This is a genomic window from Streptosporangium sp. NPDC000563 (assembly GCF_040299985.1).
Classification (GTDB): domain Bacteria; phylum Actinomycetota; class Actinomycetes; order Streptosporangiales; family Streptosporangiaceae; genus Streptosporangium.
This window is the reverse complement of sequence record NZ_JBEPDA010000016.1, coordinates 15,225-31,245: the sequence shown is the minus strand read 5'-3', so window position 1 is coordinate 31,245 and position 16,021 is coordinate 15,225. Positions and strand designations below refer to the sequence as shown.

The following is a 16,021-nucleotide window of genomic DNA, read 5'->3' as shown; positions in this document are numbered from 1 at the left end:
GCATCCGCCGCAAGCCTCACGGCGACTTCAGGTAATAGTTTGACTACAAATAGCTATCGGCGGTGGGAGCTTGGGAACGCGGAGCCTCACCGTGGTGCCCGCGTTCGGGGCACTCTCCACGACCAGGCCGTAGTCCTCTCCGTACATCTGACGGAACCGCACGTCGACTTCGGCCAGCCCGATCCCACCCTCCCCGTCCTCGGGCGGGCCTCCCGGTGAGCCCTCATGTGAGCCTTCACGCGGGAGGCCGCCGTCGAGGAGCAGCCGGGTCCGCTCGGGTGGCATGCCCAGGCCGTCGTCCTGCACGCTGATGTGGGCCTCGGGTCCGGCGTCGCTGACGACCACCCGGACCTCGCCGCGCTGTCCCGCGGCGGCCACCCCGTGCTTGACGGCGTTCTCCACCAGGGGTTGCAGGCAGAGGAACGGGACGGAGAGCGACAGCACCTCCGGCGCGACCTTGAGGGTGACGTGCAGCCGGTCGCCGAACCTGGCACGTTCCAGCAGCAGGTAGCGATCCACGCAGTGCAGTTCCTCGGCGAGGGTGGCGAAGTCACGGGCCCGGCGCAGCGCGTACCGGTTGAAGTCGGCGAACTCCACCAGCAGTTCCCGCGCCCGGTCGGGGTCGGTACGGACGAACGAGGCGATGGTGGTCAGCGCGTTGTAGACGAAGTGCGGGGACATCTGGGCGCGCAGCACCCGCATCTCGGCCTCCATCGTCCGCCGCCGCGAGGAGGCGACCTCGGCCAGCTCCAGCTGCCCGGAGACCCAGCGGGCGACCTCGGTGACGGTACGCGCCAGTGCCGCGCCCATCACGGTGTCGTACGCGGCGAGTGCGCCGACCACCCGCCCGTCGACGGTGAGCGGTACGACGACGCCGCTCCGGATGACGCAGCCCGGCGTGCCACAGCTCAGATCCTGTCCTGCCACCGCCCGAGGGCCGGCCGGGGCCAGGACGCCGCGGGCGTGCTCGGGCAGGTGGTCGCGATGGCAGCCCGCCGCGCCGTCCCAGGCGAGCAGGCCGCCGGTGTCGGCGACCGCGACGGCGCCGGTGCCCAGCAGGGCGCGCAGGTGGCGGGCCGCCTTGCCGGCGGACTCGCGGGTGAGCCCGGCCCGCAGCGAGGGTGCCGCCATCGCCGCGATGTGCAGTGCGAGGAAGGTGGCCTCGTCCATCGGGGTGCCCGAACGGTCCGGATGCTCCCGGCGCGGGCGGGGGAGGAGGAATCCGAGGATGGCGCTGAAGGCGCAGAGCAGCGTCCAGCCGGTGGTCGACATGCGGGAAACGGTAGTCAACCGACCCCTCTGATCAGGGGCGAACACCGATCACGGTGGACCTTCGCCCGCTTCCTCCTGATAGGAGTAGCGCTGCTCACGCCAGGGGTCGGCGATGTTGTGGTAGCCGCGCTCCTCCCAGAAACCGCGCCTGTCCTCCAGCAGGTACTCCACGGCGCGGACCCACTTGACGCTCTTCCAGGCGTACAGGTGCGGGACGATCATCCGCACCGGGAAGCCGCGCTCCGGGGAGATGGGTTTCTCGTCGAACTCCAGCGCGAACATCGTCTGGGGGCGGGTGAAGTCGCCGATGCGGATGTTGGCGCTGTAGCCGTACTCACCCCAGATCATCACGTGCCTCACGTCGGGCGCGGGCGGGGCGATCTCCATCAGCGTCGCCGTGGACACCCCGTTCCACTCGTTGCCCATGATCGAGAACTTGGTGACGCAGTGGAAGTCGGCCACGATCGTGGTGCGTGGCAGTTCCGAGAACTGCGGCCAGCTGAAGCGGTGCTGCTCGCCGGAGGCGGTCGCCCCCATGACGTGCAGCTGCCAGGTCGCCGGGCGGAACGTGGGCACCCGGCCGTAGTGGATCACCGGCCTGCCCCGGGGGACGTACTGGCCCGGGGGCAGGCGAGACTCCTCCGAAGGTTCGGACTGCTCCACCATCACTCCCCTCGCCGTTTCCCCCATGGCACGGGGTAATCCTGCCATCGCGGATTTCCCGGCCTCTCGGTGGCTGTCGCATAGCGCTCTTCTGCCTGGCCCCGGGGTCGCGGGAAGGGTGTGCTCTCCGCGTGCGCTATCATTTCCCGCTATGCGCACCGCGTTCTGGTTTTGGTATGGCGACGGACCCTCAGGTCGGACCGTTCGCCTCCAGATGCTGCGCTGACAGCCTGGCGAACAGAAGGCCCCGGGTCCGGTTTTCGGACCCGGGGCCTTCTGCTTTTCCGGCCTTCGTCGAGAACGTCACAACCACTGCGGGAAACATCGGAGCCGGCCGGGATCGGCGGGCGCCGACGGAGTGATCGAGAGGGAGAGAAATGGTCATCGTCATGGGTCCGGACGCCACGCGGGAGGACGTCGAGTCGATCGTGAAGATCATCAGCTCGGTGGGAGGGGAGGCGTTCGTCAGCCGGGGGGTGAGCCGCACGATCATCGGCCTGGTCGGCGACATCGCCCAGTTCGCCACCCTCGACCTGCGCGGGATGCCCGGGGTGGCCGACGTGATGCGGGTGAGCGCGCCGTACAAGCTGGTGAGCCGCGACAACCATCCCGAACGGTCCACCGTCCGCGTCGGCGGCGTGCCGATCGGCCCGGACACGGTCACCCTGATCGCCGGGCCGTGCGCGGTGGAGACCCCCGAACAGACCCTGAAGGCCGCCCTGATGGCGAAGGCCGCCGGTGCCACCCTGCTGCGCGGCGGCGCCTACAAGCCCCGCACCTCCCCGTACGCCTTCCAGGGGCTCGGTGAGGCGGGCCTGCGCATCCTCGCCGACGTGCGCGAGGAGACCGGGCTTCCCGTCGTCACCGAGGTCGTCGACGCCGCCGACGTCGAACTGGTCGCCTCCTACGCCGACATGCTCCAGGTCGGCACCCGCAACGCGCAGAACTTCGCGCTGCTGCAGGCCGTCGGCGCCGCCGGCAAGCCGGTGATGCTCAAGCGCGGGATGAGCGCCACCATCGAGGAGTGGCTGATGGCCGCCGAGTACGTCGCCCAGCGCGGCAACCTCGACATCGTGCTGTGCGAGCGCGGCATCCGCACCTTCGAGACCGCCACCCGCAACACCCTGGACGTCTCGGCGGTGCCGCTCGCCCAGCGGCTGTCGCACCTGCCGGTGATCGTCGACCCGTCCCACTCGGGCGGGCACCGCGACCTGGTCCTGCCCCTCACCCGCGCGGCCATCGCCGTCGGCGCCGACGGCGTGATCATCGATGTGCACCCGAACCCCGCCCAGGCCCTCTGCGACGGCCCTCAGGCGCTGGTCGACGCAGACCTGGAGGAGCTCGCCCAGGTGATGGAGCACCTCCCGCCGCTGCTGGGCAAGGTCGCCGCCGGCGACCTCCTCGCCCCCGCCTGACGGGAGCCGCCGGTTCGGTCTCACCGGTCGGCTCGGCGGCCCCTCAGTAGCGCCCCTGTGGCCCTCGTGGTCCTCGTGGCCCCTCGGTGGCCCCGTAGCACCCCCTCGGGCGACGCCCGTCGCCCGAGGGGAACGGTTCAGGCGTCGAGCCTGTACTCCTGCAGGGACCCGGCGAGCTGGACGGCGAGTTCCTCGGCGTCCAGGCGGCGCTCGATCTTCTTCAGGTCGGCGACCTTCGCGGCGGTCTCGGCCCGGCGGGGGGCGAGAAGCGTGCAGCAGTCCTCGTCGGGCAGCTCGGAGATCGCCAGGGTGCCGATGCGGCGCGCCTCGGCCATGATCTCGGTCTTGTCGAGGCCGATGAGGGGGCGCAGGATCGGCATGTCGACGGCGTCGTCCTGGGCGGTGATGTTCTGCAGCGTCTGCGAGGAGACCTGTCCCAGGGAGTCACCGGTGACCAGGGCGCCGGCGCGCAGGCGACGGGCGACCTCCTCGCCGGTCTTCAGCATCAGGCGCCGCTGGGTGATGATCGCCAGGCGGTCCTGCCCCGAAGCCTTGATCGACTGCTGGGCCTTGCCGAAGGGGACGACCCACAGCCGGGACCCGCCCTGGAACTTGTCGAGCGCTCTGACCAGCGCGTACGCCTTGTAGATGGACTCGGAGGTGGTGAAGGGGATGCCGGAGAAGTGCAGGAAGTCGACCCGCAGGCCCCGGCGCATCATCCGGTAGGCGGCCACCGGGGAGTCGATGCCGCCCGACATCAGCACCAGGCCCCTGCCGCTGGTGCCGACCGGCAGCCCGCCCTGGCCGGGCTGCCCGCCGGTGAAGACGAACGCCTCGTCGCGGTCGACCTCGATGGAGACGACCAACTCCGGGCGCTTCAGGTCGACCGGCAGGCCGTAGATGTCGTTGAGCTCGCCGCCGACCGAGCGGTCCAGCTGCATCGAGGTGAGCGGGAAGCGCTTGTCGCGGCGACGGGAGCGGACCGCGAAGGAGACGCCGCGCCTCACGTCGTCGCGGTCGGCCAGCAACTCGATGGCCGCCTTGGTGATCGCCGAGGGGTCCTTCTCCACCCGCCAGGCGCGGTGCACCCAGACCAGGCCGGGGACGTACGAGACGCGCTCGGCGACCGCGTCGGCGACCTCGACCTCGCTGCCGTCCGGCAGGAAGAGCGCGATGACACCGTGGCGCTGTCGTACGTCGACCTTGACGCCGACGTCCTTCAGGGCGGCCTTGATGTTGGCCTGCAACCTGCGTTCGAAGAGCTCGCGGTTGTTGCCCTTGAGGACGACCTCGCCCAGTTTGAGCAGAACGCAGGGCTCGCCCAAGGCGGACATGGTCATGGTGCGACCTCCGGTGGAGCTTCGAGGGGAACGGGGAGTCGGGGACGTCGGGGAGTCACCGTCAGGGAGTCGTCAGGGAGTCACCGTCAAGTCTCTCGCGTACTCGCGCAAAGACAACGTCTCGACCTTGCCACTTTAGTCGCGCCGTCAATCCGATTGCGCCGTCACCCGGATCGTCCCCGCACCCCGCCGAGACCCGTCCACGTGATCGCCGTCCGGAGCGCCTCCGCCCTTCGGCGAAACCCGTCCGCGTGATCGCCGTCCGGACGCCTCCGCCGCACCCGGGTCGTCCCTACGACCCGTCGAGGCCCTGTTCGATCGCGTAACGGACCAGTTGCACCCGATTGTGGAGCTGGAGCTTGTTCAGCGTGTTCTGGACATGGTTCTGCACCGTCCGGTGGGAGAGCACGAGACGCTCGGCGATCTGCTTGTACGACAGGCCCTTGGCCACCAGGCGGAGCACCTCGGTCTCCCGCTCGGTCAGGCGGGGCGTCGCCTCGGGCGCGGGTCTGGCCGCCAGCCTGCGGTACTCCCCCAGGACGAGTCCCGCCAGCCCTGGAGTGAACACCGCGTCGCCCTCGGCGGTACGCCTGACCGCGTCGAGGAACTCCTCCTTGCTCGCGGATTTCAGGAGATATCCGGACGCGCCCGCCTTGATGGCCTCCAGCACGTCCTCCTGCTCGCCGCTGGCCGACAGGACCAGCACCCGGGGCGGCGAATCAGCGGCGGCCAGGCTCCTCGCCACCTCGACCCCCGGCAGGTCGGGCAGTTGCAGATCGAGCACGACCAGCTCCGGCCGGACCGCCGCGGCCACCCGGACGGCTTGGCGCCCCTCCCCGACCGTGGCCACGACCTCGTACCCGGCCTCGGCCAGATCCCTGGCCACCCCGTCCCTCCACATCGGGTGGTCGTCCACCACCATCACGCGCATTGGCCCACCTTAGGACTGTTCCGTCCCGGGCGACACGCCTGGAGCGCCGGTCGAGTACAGCCCACGCGGTGTTCGGCCTTCGGGTGAATCGCAGGTCGCGACAGGTCGGCCCGGCCGCGTCCAATGTTGATCAACACTTTGTGCGGTTACCCGACCGGCTCCCTAGCCGACCGGGACCGACATCTCGATCTCGGTGCCCCGGCCGGGACCCGAGATCACGGTGACCGTGCCGCCGAGGTCGGCGATACGGCCCCTGATGGACTGCGCGACACCGAGGCGCCCGTCGGCGGCGGCCTCCTCCAGGCGTCCGGGGGCGATGCCCGGCCCCTCGTCCCGCACCGTCACGGTGACCAGCCCGTCTTCGCCCTCGGCGAAGACCCAGGCGGGCGCCCGCGCCCCGCAGTGGCGGGCGACGTTGTCCAGGGCGGCCCCGACCGCGGCGGCCAGCTCCGTCGCGGTGGCCGCGGGCAGGGTGAGCGGGGTCGCCGGGGCGGAGACGGTGACCGTGGCCGAGCCGTACCGGTGCAGCAGTGCGCACAGGTCCGCGGTGCCGAGGGCGGGCGGCTCCGGCCTGAGCCTGACCAGCTCGCGCAGGGCGGCCTCCTGCTCGCCCGCGAGCCTGCCCAGCTCGGCCGCCTCACCACCGATCTCCTGCCCGCGTCGCTGGACCAGCGCGAGCACCTGGAGCACCGAGTCGTGGATTCCCCTCGCGAGCCGTTCCCGCTCCCGGCCGGCCGCCTCCAGCTCGATCGCCTGCTGCATGCGTTCCTCGGCCTTCTTGGCCAGCCGGGCGACGTGCCCGACGACCACACCGGCGAGGAAGAGCAGGACGGTGCCGTTGATCGGCAGCGTCTCGAAGTCGCCACCGGGAATGCCGTGCAGCCACAGGTCGGCGAGCGAGACGATCAGCGCGGCCACCGCCCCCAGCCGCCGCCCGCCGTACACTCCCCAGGCGAGCACCGCCCCGCCCATCCAGGTGCCGGTGATCGGCAGGCTGCCCTGCTGGTAGACGCCCTGTACGGCCGGGGTGGCGAGCAGGCAACCCATGGTCACGAGCATGTCGGCGGCGAGCAGGGGCCGGCCGCGGAACTCCTCGACGGAGTAGGCGAAGATCATCGCCACGGTCCACAGCGCCATGACGCCGATCACCACCCAGCCGGTCGCCGGGTGGGCGTACCCTCCGGCGCGGATGAGCAGGACCGCCGCGTACGCGAGGGACGCGACGCGGAAGACCGCGATCGCACGCCAGAACGGATCCTCGATTCCCGTCACCCGTCGCCCGCACCTTTCATCGGATAGGCGACGAGCCGCTCATCGGAAAGGCGACGAGCCGCGATGATTCGCCGACGAGAGATCCGTCACTCTTCGGCTCCCGTTCGTCCCCGAGCGGTTCGCGCCCGGTGGGTCCCGGAGCGAGGAGGGCGATGGTGTACGGCTTGCGCCCCCGCTTCTGCCTGGTCAAGGCGCAAGCCGTACACGGAGGGGAATCGCGGGCGGCCGCCCTGCCGGGAGGTTAGGAGAGGCCGCTTGCAGAACGCTTGCAGGCGTCCCCGCAAGGGGGACGCCTCGGAAAGCGTGGCTCAGCCGAAGAAGACCTCGGCCTCCTCGTAACGGCCGGTCGGCACGGTCTTCAGCTCCTTGGTGGCCTCGTCGAGACCGACCCGGACGATCTCGGTGCCCTGAAGGGCGACCATCTTCCCGAAGTCGCCCTCCTGCACCGCGTCGATCGCCTGCAGGCCGAACCGGGTGGCCAGCACCCGGTCGAAGGCCGTGGGGGTGCCACCGCGCTGGATGTGGCCGAGCACGGTGGTGCGGGCCTCCTTGCCGGTGCGCTTCTCGATCTCCTTGGCGAGGGTCTCGCCGATGCCGCCGAGCCGCACGTGCCCGAAGGCGTCGAGCTCGCCCGCCTGCAGCGCCATCTGGCCCTCGACCGGGTGCGCACCCTCGGCCACGACGATGATCGGCGCGTACTTCGTCTCGAAGCGGGACTCGACGTAGGCGCACACCTTGTCGATGTCGAAGGGCTTCTCCGGGATGAGGATGACGTTGGCGCCGCCCGCCATTCCGGCGTGCAGGGCGATCCAGCCCGCGTGGCGGCCCATGACCTCGCAGATCAGCGCGCGGTGGTGGGACTCGGCCGTGGTGTGCAGCCGGTCGATCGCCTCGACGGCGATGTTGACGGCCGTGTCGAAGCCGAAGGTGTAGTCGGTCGCGTTGAGGTCGTTGTCGATCGTCTTGGGCACGCCGACGACCTTCACGCCCTTGTCGAAGAGCTGCTTGGCCACGCCGAGGGTGTCCTCGCCGCCGATCGCGATCAGCGCGTCGACCCCGCTCTTCGCGAGGTTCTCCTTGATCCTCTCAACGCCGTTTTCGATCTTGATCGGGTTCGTCCGCGACGAGCCCAGGATCGTTCCGCCACGGGGCAGGATTCCACGTACGGCATTGATGTCGAGCGGCATGGTCTCGCCCTCGAGGGGACCCCGCCAGCCGTCGCGGAACCCGACGAACTCATGCCCGTGAACACCCACTCCCTTGCGCACGACGGCGCGGATAACGGCGTTCAGGCCGGGGCAGTCGCCGCCGCCGGTGAGCACTCCGATACGCATGGCATCCTCCGGTAATGAGTGTCGGTTCAAGATGGCCAGACTAGGTGGCTTGGTCGTCCGGCAACGGATTTTCGCCACCGACGCAACGCATTCTGCCCGCAGATGCGCCCAGTGGTCTAGACCAAGTGTAGTCGTCCTCACATGTCGTTTCTCACGATCGACGGCGGAGCGCACGGGCCGCGCGGGGGCGCCCCTCTCCTCCCGCGTCCTGCCCGGCGCGCACGTCGGAGGCTCACCGGACGCCTCGGGAAAGCCTCCGGTGAGCACCTTCACGACGAGGGCGGCGGGGGCCCTGCGGGAGCGGCCGTGTGACAGCGCCCTGTGACGGCGTCCTATGACAGGGCCCCATGACGGTGTCCATGACGGGGCCCTATGACAAGGGCAGTACGCAGGAGGGGGTGCCGACGGCGAAGACCTCTTCCGCGGGCTGAGGGAGGCCGGACCTGAGCGGGAGCACGGCGACGCCGTTCGAGCGCTGGTTGGCCACGTACATGTGACCGTCGGCGATGGCGAAGTGCCGCGGCCAGACACCGCCGCAGGGAACCTCGGCCACCCGCTCCGGTTCGGGGCCGGAGAAGACCGAGATCGTGTCGGGCCCGCGGTTGGCGACGTAGACGAGGCCGCCGGAGACCTCCAGGTGCGAGGGCTGGTTGTGCCCCTCGCTCCCACTGGCCGCGACGACCGCGATCTCGCGCCACTGCCCGCCGGAGGGACCGGAGGCGTCGGAGACCTCGTAGACGCGCACGGTGCCGTCCAGTTCGCCCGCCACGTACCAGTGGCCGTCCGACCAGGCCATGTGCCGGGGCCCCATGCCGGACGCGAGCCGCACCGGCCCCGCGGGGTGCGGGACCACCTCGTCCCCGACCAGGTAGCGGCGGATCTCGTCGGAGCCCAGGTCGCTCACGTGCAGCACCCCGTCGGGGCCGAAGACCGCCTGGTGGGCGTGGGCGCCCTCACGGTAGGGGAAGATCCACACATCGGTCAGGAGGCCGGATCCGTCGATGCCGTGCACGCTGACCGTGCCGTCGCCGTAGTTGGTCACCGCCAGACGCGTGCCCGTGGGGTCCACCGCGAGGTGGCAGGGGGCCGATCCCTCACTGGGCCGCTGCGCGAGCGGGCTCAGCGTGCCGTCCTCGGCTCGGGCGAAGACGCCGACGGTGCCGCGCTCGCTCTCTCCCACCGCGTACAGGATCGGGAGGGTGGGGTGGACGGCGAGGAAGGAGGGACCGGAGGCCGTCGTCTCCCCGAGCCGCGCGAGGCTCCCCAGCTCGACCAGGGTGATCCCCGGCCCGGACCCGTCGGTGTCGGGGGTGTACCCACCGATGTACGCGACCTCAGCCATCATGCTCCCGTCATGGGCACGGCACGCGCCGCCCCCAGAATCATCATCCGTTCTCGGGCAAAATGCGAAGTTAGCGCAGTGAACGGCCGATCTCACATCGGCCCGTGCCGATTAATTCATTGACTGCGTCAATAAATCGGTTGATGCTGTCAAGCATGGAAAGACACGTGGCGGACGTCCGCGCCTTCAACCGCTTCTACACCGGGCACATCGGCCTGCTTCACCAGGGGATCCTCGACAGCTCCTACTCGCTCACCGAGGTGAGGGTGCTGTTCGAGCTGGACCGGGCGGGCCGGATGGAGGCGAGCGAGCTGCGGCGGCTGCTCGGCCTCGACGCCGGATACCTCAGCCGGATGCTCGGCAGGTTCGAGGGCGAAGGGCTCGTGGTGCGCGAGCGGTCCACCGCCGACGCGCGGCGGCAGGTGGTCGAGCTGACCGGCGAGGGCAGGACGAGGTTCGCGGGCTTCGACGAGCGCGCGGCGGCGGAGGTGCGCGAACTGCTCGCCGGACTGACCGAGGAGGACCGCGGACGGCTGGTCGCGAGCATGGCGACGATCGAGGAGATCCTCGGCCGCGCGCCGAAGCCGGACCGGCCGTACGTCATCCGCCCGCCACGTCCCGGCGACCTCGGCTGGGTGGTCTACCGCCACGGCGCGCTCTACAGCCAGGAGCAGGGCTGGGGGATGGACTTCGAGGCGCTGGTGGCCGGGGTCGTGGCCGAATACGTGAACGACCACGACCCCCGGCGCGAGGCGGGCTGGATCGCCGAGGTGGACGGCGAGCGCGCCGGGTGCGTCTTCTGCGTACGCAGGGACGACGAGACGGCGCAGCTGCGGATGCTGCTCGTCGAGCCGTCCGCGCGCGGCATGGGGATCGGCACCCATCTGGTGGACGAGTGCATGCGCTTCGCCAGGGCCGCCGGATACCGGCGGATGATGCTGTGGACCAGGGACGTGCTGCTGGGCGCGAGGCGCATCTACCGGGCGGCGGGCTTCGAGCTGGTCGAGAAGGAGCGGGGCCGGGACGGCAAGGACGGCAAGGACGGCAAGGACGGCAAGGACGGCAAGGACGGCAAGGACGGCAAGGACGGCAAGGACGGCAAGGACGGCAAGGACTTCGTCGAGGAGATCTGGGCCCGCGACCTCTGACCCCGTGGAGGAGATCTGGACCCGCGATCCCCGGCCCTTTCTTCGAGGAGACCCGGGCCTGCGACCTCTGACCCCACCCCCTTCGCGGCGGAGCGGGAGCGCCGGATCCGCCACGACGGCGCGTCTCCCCGCCGGACGTGCCCGCCCTCCGTCCGGCGGGTGGGCGGACGGGGTTCAGCCGGACAGGCCGATGCGGGCGTGGAGGCGGCGCAGGGGGCCCGGGGCCCACCAGTTGGCCTCACCGGCCAGGCGCATCGTGGCGGGAACCAGGATCGCGCGGATCACCGTCGCGTCCACGAGGATCGCCACCGCCATCCCCACGCCCAGCATCTGCACGAAGACCACCTCCGCGGTGCCGTAGGCCGCGAACGACACCGCCAGGATCCCGCCCGCCGCCGTGATGAGGGGGGCACCGCGCTGGAGCCCGGTCACCACGGCCCCCGAGGTGTCGCCGGTCAGGTCGTACTCCTCCTTGATCCGTGACAGCAGGAAGACCTCGTAGTCCATCGAGAGCCCGTACGCGACGCAGAACATCAGGATCGGGATGCTCGGGTCGAGGGTCCCCGTGGGGGTGAAGCCCAGCCAGCCCGACAGGTTGCCGTCCTGGTAGATCCAGACCAGGGCGCCGAACATGACCGAGAGGCTGAGCAGGTTGAGCACCGTCGCCTTGAACGGGATCAGCACACTGCCCGTCATCACGAACAGCACCGCGAAGGTGATCGCCAAAACCAGTCCGAGCAGCGGCGGCAGCCGCTCGATCACGGCCTGCCGGTAGTCGGCCAGCTCGGCCGGGTAGCCGCCGACCAGCACCTCGAACGGCGCCTTCAGCGCCCTGACGTCGTGGACCAGCCGAACGGGGTCGTCCTCCATCAGCTCTGCGGAGGGGACCACCGACAGCCAGGTGCCCCCGGCTCCCGCGAACCTCGACGGGTCTCCGGCCGAGATCCGGGCGCCCTTCGCGTACGACCCGGCGGCGGAGTCGACCTGGGCGACGCCCGGGAGGCGGGAGAGCGCGGCGGCGTAACCGGGCACGGCCTCGGGGGGCGCTCCGGCCGCGCCCACGGAGACGACCTGGAGGGCGTCGGTCTCCTCGGCGGGGAACTCCGCGCGGATCACGTCCGAGGTCTGCCTGGCGGGCGCGGACACGGGCAGGACACGGTCGTCGGCGACGCCGAAGCGCAGGCCGAGGAAGGGTGAGCCGAGCAGCAGGAGCACCGCGGCCGCGACCCCGCCGTAGACGACCGGCCTGCGCATGACGCGGGCCGCCAGGCCGCGCCAGAGGGTTCCTCCCGCCGCCCCGGGCCGGCGCGACAGCACCCGGTCGCCGACGGCGGCGAGGATCGCGGGCAGCACGACCACGGCGCCGACCACTCCCCCTGCGACGACCGCGATCCCGGCATAGGCGAAGGAGCGGAAGAAGTCGAAGGGCATGAACAGGAGCACGCTCAGCGAGGCGGCGACCGTCACCCCACTGAAGATCACCGTACGGCCGGCCCGCTCGACGGCGTGGGCGACCGCCTCGTGCCTGTCCCTGCCCAGCCCCACCTCCTCCCGGAAACGGGCGATCATGAACAGCGAGTAGTCGACGCCCAGGCCGAGTCCCATGGCCAGGGTGAGATTCAGCGCGAACGTCGACACGTCCGCGTACAGGAGCGGTATCCGCAGCAGCGCCAGCCCGATCACCATGGCCAGCGCGCCGAGCACGACCGGTAGCACCGCGGCGAGGACGCGCCGCAGGTGGACCCAGAGCAGTACGAGCACGATGGGGACGACGACCAGCTCGGCACGGACGAAGTCCTGCCTGGCCAGGGGCACGGCCTGGCGGAAGACCTCCTCGCCGCCGCCCGCCCTGACGGTGGTCGCGGCGTCGCCGCGCAGGACCTCGGGAATGATCTTTGGCAGGATCTCGGAGCGGACCCGATCGGCGTCGCCGGGGATGCGGGCGACCACGAGCGCGTGCCTGCCGTCCTCGCTGCGCAGCGTGGCGGGGTTGCCCCGCGACCAGTAGGACGCCGTCTCGGCCACGCCCTCGAAAGCCGCCAACCGGGTGGTGAGCGCCCGTCCGGAGGCGGCGACGGCGGGGGTGTCGACGGTCCCGCTCCTGGCGGTGACCAGGAGGACCAGGTCGGCGCTCCCTGTGCCGAACCTCCCGGCCAGCTCCGCCTGCGCCCGGTCGGACTCCGAGCCGGGCGCCTCGTACCTGGCCAGGGAGAGCGCGGACACCGTACCCGAGGCCAGCGCTCCCAGCACGACGGCGCCGAGTAGGGCGAGGACCATCACCAGGCGGCGTCGCCGTACGAGGAGGCGGCCGAGCCGTCTCAGCGGCGGCCCGGGAGGCGCCGCGACCGGACGCGGATCAGTCTTCATGATCATCCCCGAAATTCGGTAAACTGCTCGTGTTTTAGGGTTCGAGACAGAAATACAAGTAAATGCTCGTATTTGTCAACGGGATGACGCATGCCTGAGAAACGTCCGGCGACCGGACAGCCGGCGGACGACCGGCCCACGACCGCGCGAAGGACCGGTGGGCGGGCGACCGCCCGGCACGCCACCGACCAAGCCGCCGACGACCAGGCCGGCGACAGCCGGGCCGCGACCGCGCGGCGGCCGGTCAGACGGCAGGCGCGCGGCCTCAGGCGGATGGAGGAGATCCTCGACGCCGCCGAGGAGGTGATCGCCGAGGTCGGCTACGCCGACATGACCACGAACGCGGTGGCCGAGCGGGCGGGCATGTCCCCGGGCTCGCTTTACCAGTTCTTCCGCAACAAGGAGGAGATCCTGGACGGCCTGCTCAGCCGCTTCACCGATGGGCGGAGCGCGCACTGGGAGGCCAGGCTCACCGGCGACGCCATACGGATGCCCGCGGCCGACCTGATCGACCAGGTGGTCGACGAGATCGTCGCCTACAAGGCCTCCCGCCCGGCCTACTGGGCCCTGCTGCACGGCTCCGCCACCGGCGACCGGCTGGCGGCGGCGTCCGAGCGGCTCCACCGGGACATCGCCCGGCGCATCGCCGAGGCCCTCTCCGTACGCGCACCCCGCCTCGGCGAGGAGCGGCGCCTGCTGATCGCCACGATGATGCTGGCCACCATCAGGGCGGTGCTCCCGCTGGTCGCGGCCGGACCGCCGGAACGCGCGGCGGAACTGACCACCGAACTCAAGACCCTGCTCACGGGCTACCTGTCGGCCTCCACGGACTCCGGCGGGGAACCGGGAACCTGAATCACCGGCCCGGAAGACCCGCGCGGCCGGCCATGAACCTTGAGGTCAGGCCCCTGTCCTGGCCACTCCCTAATTCCCTCTTTATAGATAGGTATTATGTGGTTACTATCGGGGGCGCCACCCCGTTCCGTATGAGCCCGATGAGGCGAAGATGCGCTTGCACTGGTTCCTGCCGACCACCGGCGACGGCCACCATGTCAGGCCCGCCACGACCACCGTCGCGGTGGGCGGCGCCGCGGCCAGGCCCGCGACGCTCGACTACCTGTCCCAGGTGGCCCGCGCCGCCGAGGCGGCGGGTTTCGAGGCGGCGCTGACCCCGGTCGGCGCGGGCTGCCCCGACCCGCTGGTGGTGTGCGGCGCCGTCGCGGCGCGGACCGAGCGGATCAAGCTGCTGGTCGCCTTCCGGCCGGGCTTCACCCTCCCCACGCTGCTCGCCCAGCAGGCGCAGACCTTCCAGGAGATCAGCGGGGGACGGCTCCTGCTCAACGTGGTCACCGGCGGCGACCCCCTGGAGCAGCGCGCCTACGGCGACTTCCTCGACCACGACGCCCGCTACGAGCGCACCGGCGAGTTCATCGAGGTGCTCAGGCGCACCTGGGCGGGCGAGCCGTTCGACCACCTGGGCGCGCACTACCGGGTGTCGGGGGGCGGGCTCGCCACACCGCTCCTCGACACCCCCGACATCTACTTCGGCGGGGCCTCCCCCGCCGCGGAGCGAGTGGCCGCCGCCGGGGCGGACGTCTACCTGATGTGGGGCGAGCCTCCAGCGATGATCGCCGAACGGGTCGCCAGGATGCGCAAGCTCGCCGCCGAGGCGGGCCGCGAGCCGCGGTTCGGCATCAGGCTCCACGTCATCGCCCGCGACACCTCCGAGGAGGCCTGGACGCACGCCCGGCGCCTGCTCGACGGCATGGACCCGGACAGGATCGCCGCCGCCCAGGCGCGGTTCGCCCGGATGGACTCGGTGGGACAGCGCCGCATGGCCGACCTCCACGGGGGTTCGGCGGACGCGCTGGAGATCTCGCCCAACCTCTGGGCGGGGGTCGGGCTGGTCAGGGAGGGCGCGGGCACCGCGCTGGTCGGCAGCTACGCGGAGGTCGCCGAGCGCCTCCGCGAGTACGCCGAGCTGGGCCTGTCGGAGTTCGTGCTGTCCGGCTGGCCGCATCTGGAGGAGGCCTGGCGGGTGGGCGACTTCGTCCTTCCCCGGCTCGCGACCCCCGCCCTCGTCACGTGAGCGTCCTCACCGCCCCTCCCCGCCTCCCCCGTCTCCGCCCCCGCCGCACCGGCGTCTCCGGAGGCGAGCAGGGCCCCGGATTGTGGCGGGCCCTCGCGCTGCGGGCCGGGGCGATCGTCGCGCTGGTCGCGATCTGGCAGGCGGTGGCCATGGCCGGGATCTGGCCACCGGTCTTCGTGCCGGAGCCCGTCGCGGTCTGGGATCAGTTCCTGCGCACCACCGCCGAGGGGGTGAGCGGCCACACCCTCCAGGAGCACCTGCTGACCAGCCTGCGCCGTATCCTGCTCGGCTGCCTGTACGGGGTGACGGGCGGCATCGCGCTGGGACTGCTGATCGGCATGGTCCCCACGCTGCGCGCGCTGCTCGGCCCGCTGGTCACGTTCGTGCGCACCCTGCCGCCGCTGGCGTACCTCAGCCTGCTGGTGATCTGGTTCGGCATCGACGAGGAGCCCAAGATCTGGCTCCTGCTGCTCGCCGCGCTCCCGCCGGTCGCGGTGGCCACCGCCGACGCCGTACGCGGCGTGCACGAGGACTACCTGAACGCGGCCCGCTCGCTGGGTGCCCGCCGGCACGAGCTGCCGCTGCGTGTGGTGCTGCCGAGCGCGCTGCCCGAGATCATCACGGGGGTACGGGTGGCCGTGGGCGTCGCCTACACCACGGTGGTCGCCGCCGAGACCGTGAACGGCGTGCCCGGCATCGGCGGGATGGTCCGCGACGCCCAGCGCTACAACCAGACGGACGTGGTGGTGCTCGGGATCATCGTCATCGGCCTGTCCGGCCTGCTCATCGACTTCCTCCTGCAAACGCTGGACCGCCGCCTGGTTCCCTGGCGCGGCCGTACCTAGGAA

General features: G+C 71.2%; 13 protein-coding genes. 5 read left to right on the top strand and 8 right to left on the bottom strand.

All coding sequences use genetic code 11. The features are described 5' to 3' along the window. Window positions 1-27: 27 nt before the first annotated feature. Window positions 28-1,272, bottom strand: coding sequence for a sensor histidine kinase (locus ABT352_RS28430; RefSeq protein WP_350948009.1), 1,245 nt, complete (start codon window positions 1,270-1,272; stop codon window positions 28-30). A 48-nt stretch (window positions 1,273-1,320) separates the two neighbouring features. Continuing rightward, the gene (locus ABT352_RS28425) at window positions 1,321-1,938 is read right to left on the bottom strand and encodes a molybdopterin-dependent oxidoreductase (protein WP_350948142.1); all 618 of its coding nucleotides are present in this window, start codon (window positions 1,936-1,938) and stop codon (window positions 1,321-1,323) included. Between the two features lie 374 nt (window positions 1,939-2,312). On the opposite strand from ABT352_RS28425, the gene aroF reads away from it, so the two are divergent. Further along, window positions 2,313-3,350, top strand: coding sequence for a 3-deoxy-7-phosphoheptulonate synthase (gene aroF, locus ABT352_RS28420; protein ID WP_350948008.1), 1,038 nt, complete (start codon window positions 2,313-2,315; stop codon window positions 3,348-3,350). A 137-nt stretch (window positions 3,351-3,487) separates the two neighbouring features. Here the strand turns inward: aroF and thiI are convergent, their stop codons facing one another. From thiI to ABT352_RS28395, 5 genes are all read right to left on the bottom strand, one after another. After that, window positions 3,488-4,690 (bottom strand): tRNA uracil 4-sulfurtransferase ThiI, encoded by a 1,203-nt coding sequence (gene thiI / locus ABT352_RS28415; RefSeq protein WP_350948007.1) that lies wholly within the window; start codon window positions 4,688-4,690, stop codon window positions 3,488-3,490. A gap of 292 nt (window positions 4,691-4,982) precedes the next feature. Continuing rightward, on the bottom strand, window positions 4,983-5,612 hold the full coding sequence (locus ABT352_RS28410; protein ID WP_350948141.1) for a response regulator: 630 nt from the start codon (window positions 5,610-5,612) through the stop codon (window positions 4,983-4,985). A 171-nt stretch (window positions 5,613-5,783) separates the two neighbouring features. Beyond that, the gene (macS, locus tag ABT352_RS28405) at window positions 5,784-6,893 is read right to left on the bottom strand and encodes a MacS family sensor histidine kinase (protein ID WP_350948006.1); all 1,110 of its coding nucleotides are present in this window, start codon (window positions 6,891-6,893) and stop codon (window positions 5,784-5,786) included. 308 nt (window positions 6,894-7,201) lie between these two features. Next, entirely contained in the window at window positions 7,202-8,227 is a 1,026-nt protein-coding gene (locus ABT352_RS28400) for a 6-phosphofructokinase (RefSeq protein WP_350948005.1), read from the bottom strand. Between the two features lie 370 nt (window positions 8,228-8,597). Next, window positions 8,598-9,572, bottom strand: a complete 975-nt coding sequence (locus tag ABT352_RS28395; protein ID WP_350948004.1) for a lactonase family protein — start codon at window positions 9,570-9,572, stop codon at window positions 8,598-8,600. Window positions 9,573-9,724: 152 nt separating this feature from the next. Here ABT352_RS28395 and ABT352_RS28390 point away from each other — a divergent pair, with 152 nt between their 5' ends. Continuing rightward, a complete protein-coding gene (locus tag ABT352_RS28390; protein ID WP_350948003.1) occupies window positions 9,725-10,717 on the top strand; it encodes a bifunctional helix-turn-helix transcriptional regulator/GNAT family N-acetyltransferase in 993 nt (330 codons plus the stop codon). Between the two features lie 174 nt (window positions 10,718-10,891). Here the strand turns inward: ABT352_RS28390 and ABT352_RS28385 are convergent, their stop codons facing one another. Beyond that, the gene (locus ABT352_RS28385) at window positions 10,892-13,084 is read right to left on the bottom strand and encodes an MMPL family transporter (RefSeq protein ID WP_350948002.1); all 2,193 of its coding nucleotides are present in this window, start codon (window positions 13,082-13,084) and stop codon (window positions 10,892-10,894) included. A 90-nt stretch (window positions 13,085-13,174) separates the two neighbouring features. On the opposite strand from ABT352_RS28385, the gene ABT352_RS28380 reads away from it, so the two are divergent. From ABT352_RS28380 to ABT352_RS28370, 3 genes are all read left to right on the top strand, one after another. Next, entirely contained in the window at window positions 13,175-13,939 is a 765-nt protein-coding gene (locus ABT352_RS28380) for a TetR/AcrR family transcriptional regulator (RefSeq protein ID WP_350948001.1), read from the top strand. 151 nt (window positions 13,940-14,090) lie between these two features. After that, entirely contained in the window at window positions 14,091-15,173 is a 1,083-nt protein-coding gene (locus ABT352_RS28375; protein WP_350948000.1) for an LLM class flavin-dependent oxidoreductase, read from the top strand. Continuing rightward, complete coding sequence (locus ABT352_RS28370) at window positions 15,170-16,018, top strand: ABC transporter permease (RefSeq protein WP_350947999.1); 849 nt, start codon at window positions 15,170-15,172, stop codon at window positions 16,016-16,018. The genes ABT352_RS28375 and ABT352_RS28370 overlap by 4 nt, the downstream gene beginning before the upstream one ends. Window positions 16,019-16,021: the final 3 nt, after the last annotated feature.

What these genes read in the sequence shown, in the direction of transcription:
- ABT352_RS28425 (WP_350948142.1), bottom strand. Translation starts at nt 1,938, where the DNA reads ATGGTGGAGCAGTCCGAACCTTCGGAGGAGTCTCGCCTGCCCCCGGGC.
- aroF (WP_350948008.1), top strand. Translation starts at nt 2,313, where the DNA reads ATGGTCATCGTCATGGGTCCGGACGCCACGCGGGAGGACGTCGAGTCG.
- ABT352_RS28375 (WP_350948000.1), top strand. Translation starts at nt 14,091, where the DNA reads ATGCGCTTGCACTGGTTCCTGCCGACCACCGGCGACGGCCACCATGTC.
- ABT352_RS28395 (WP_350948004.1), bottom strand. Translation starts at nt 9,572, where the DNA reads ATGATGGCTGAGGTCGCGTACATCGGTGGGTACACCCCCGACACCGAC.
- thiI (WP_350948007.1), bottom strand. Translation starts at nt 4,690, where the DNA reads ATGACCATGTCCGCCTTGGGCGAGCCCTGCGTTCTGCTCAAACTGGGC.
- ABT352_RS28390 (WP_350948003.1), top strand. Translation starts at nt 9,725, where the DNA reads ATGGAAAGACACGTGGCGGACGTCCGCGCCTTCAACCGCTTCTACACC.
- ABT352_RS28430 (WP_350948009.1), bottom strand. Translation starts at nt 1,272, where the DNA reads ATGTCGACCACCGGCTGGACGCTGCTCTGCGCCTTCAGCGCCATCCTC.
- ABT352_RS28410 (WP_350948141.1), bottom strand. Translation starts at nt 5,612, where the DNA reads ATGGTGGTGGACGACCACCCGATGTGGAGGGACGGGGTGGCCAGGGAT.
- ABT352_RS28380 (WP_350948001.1), top strand. Translation starts at nt 13,175, where the DNA reads ATGCCTGAGAAACGTCCGGCGACCGGACAGCCGGCGGACGACCGGCCC.
- ABT352_RS28400 (WP_350948005.1), bottom strand. Translation starts at nt 8,227, where the DNA reads ATGCGTATCGGAGTGCTCACCGGCGGCGGCGACTGCCCCGGCCTGAAC.
- ABT352_RS28385 (WP_350948002.1), bottom strand. Translation starts at nt 13,084, where the DNA reads ATGAAGACTGATCCGCGTCCGGTCGCGGCGCCTCCCGGGCCGCCGCTG.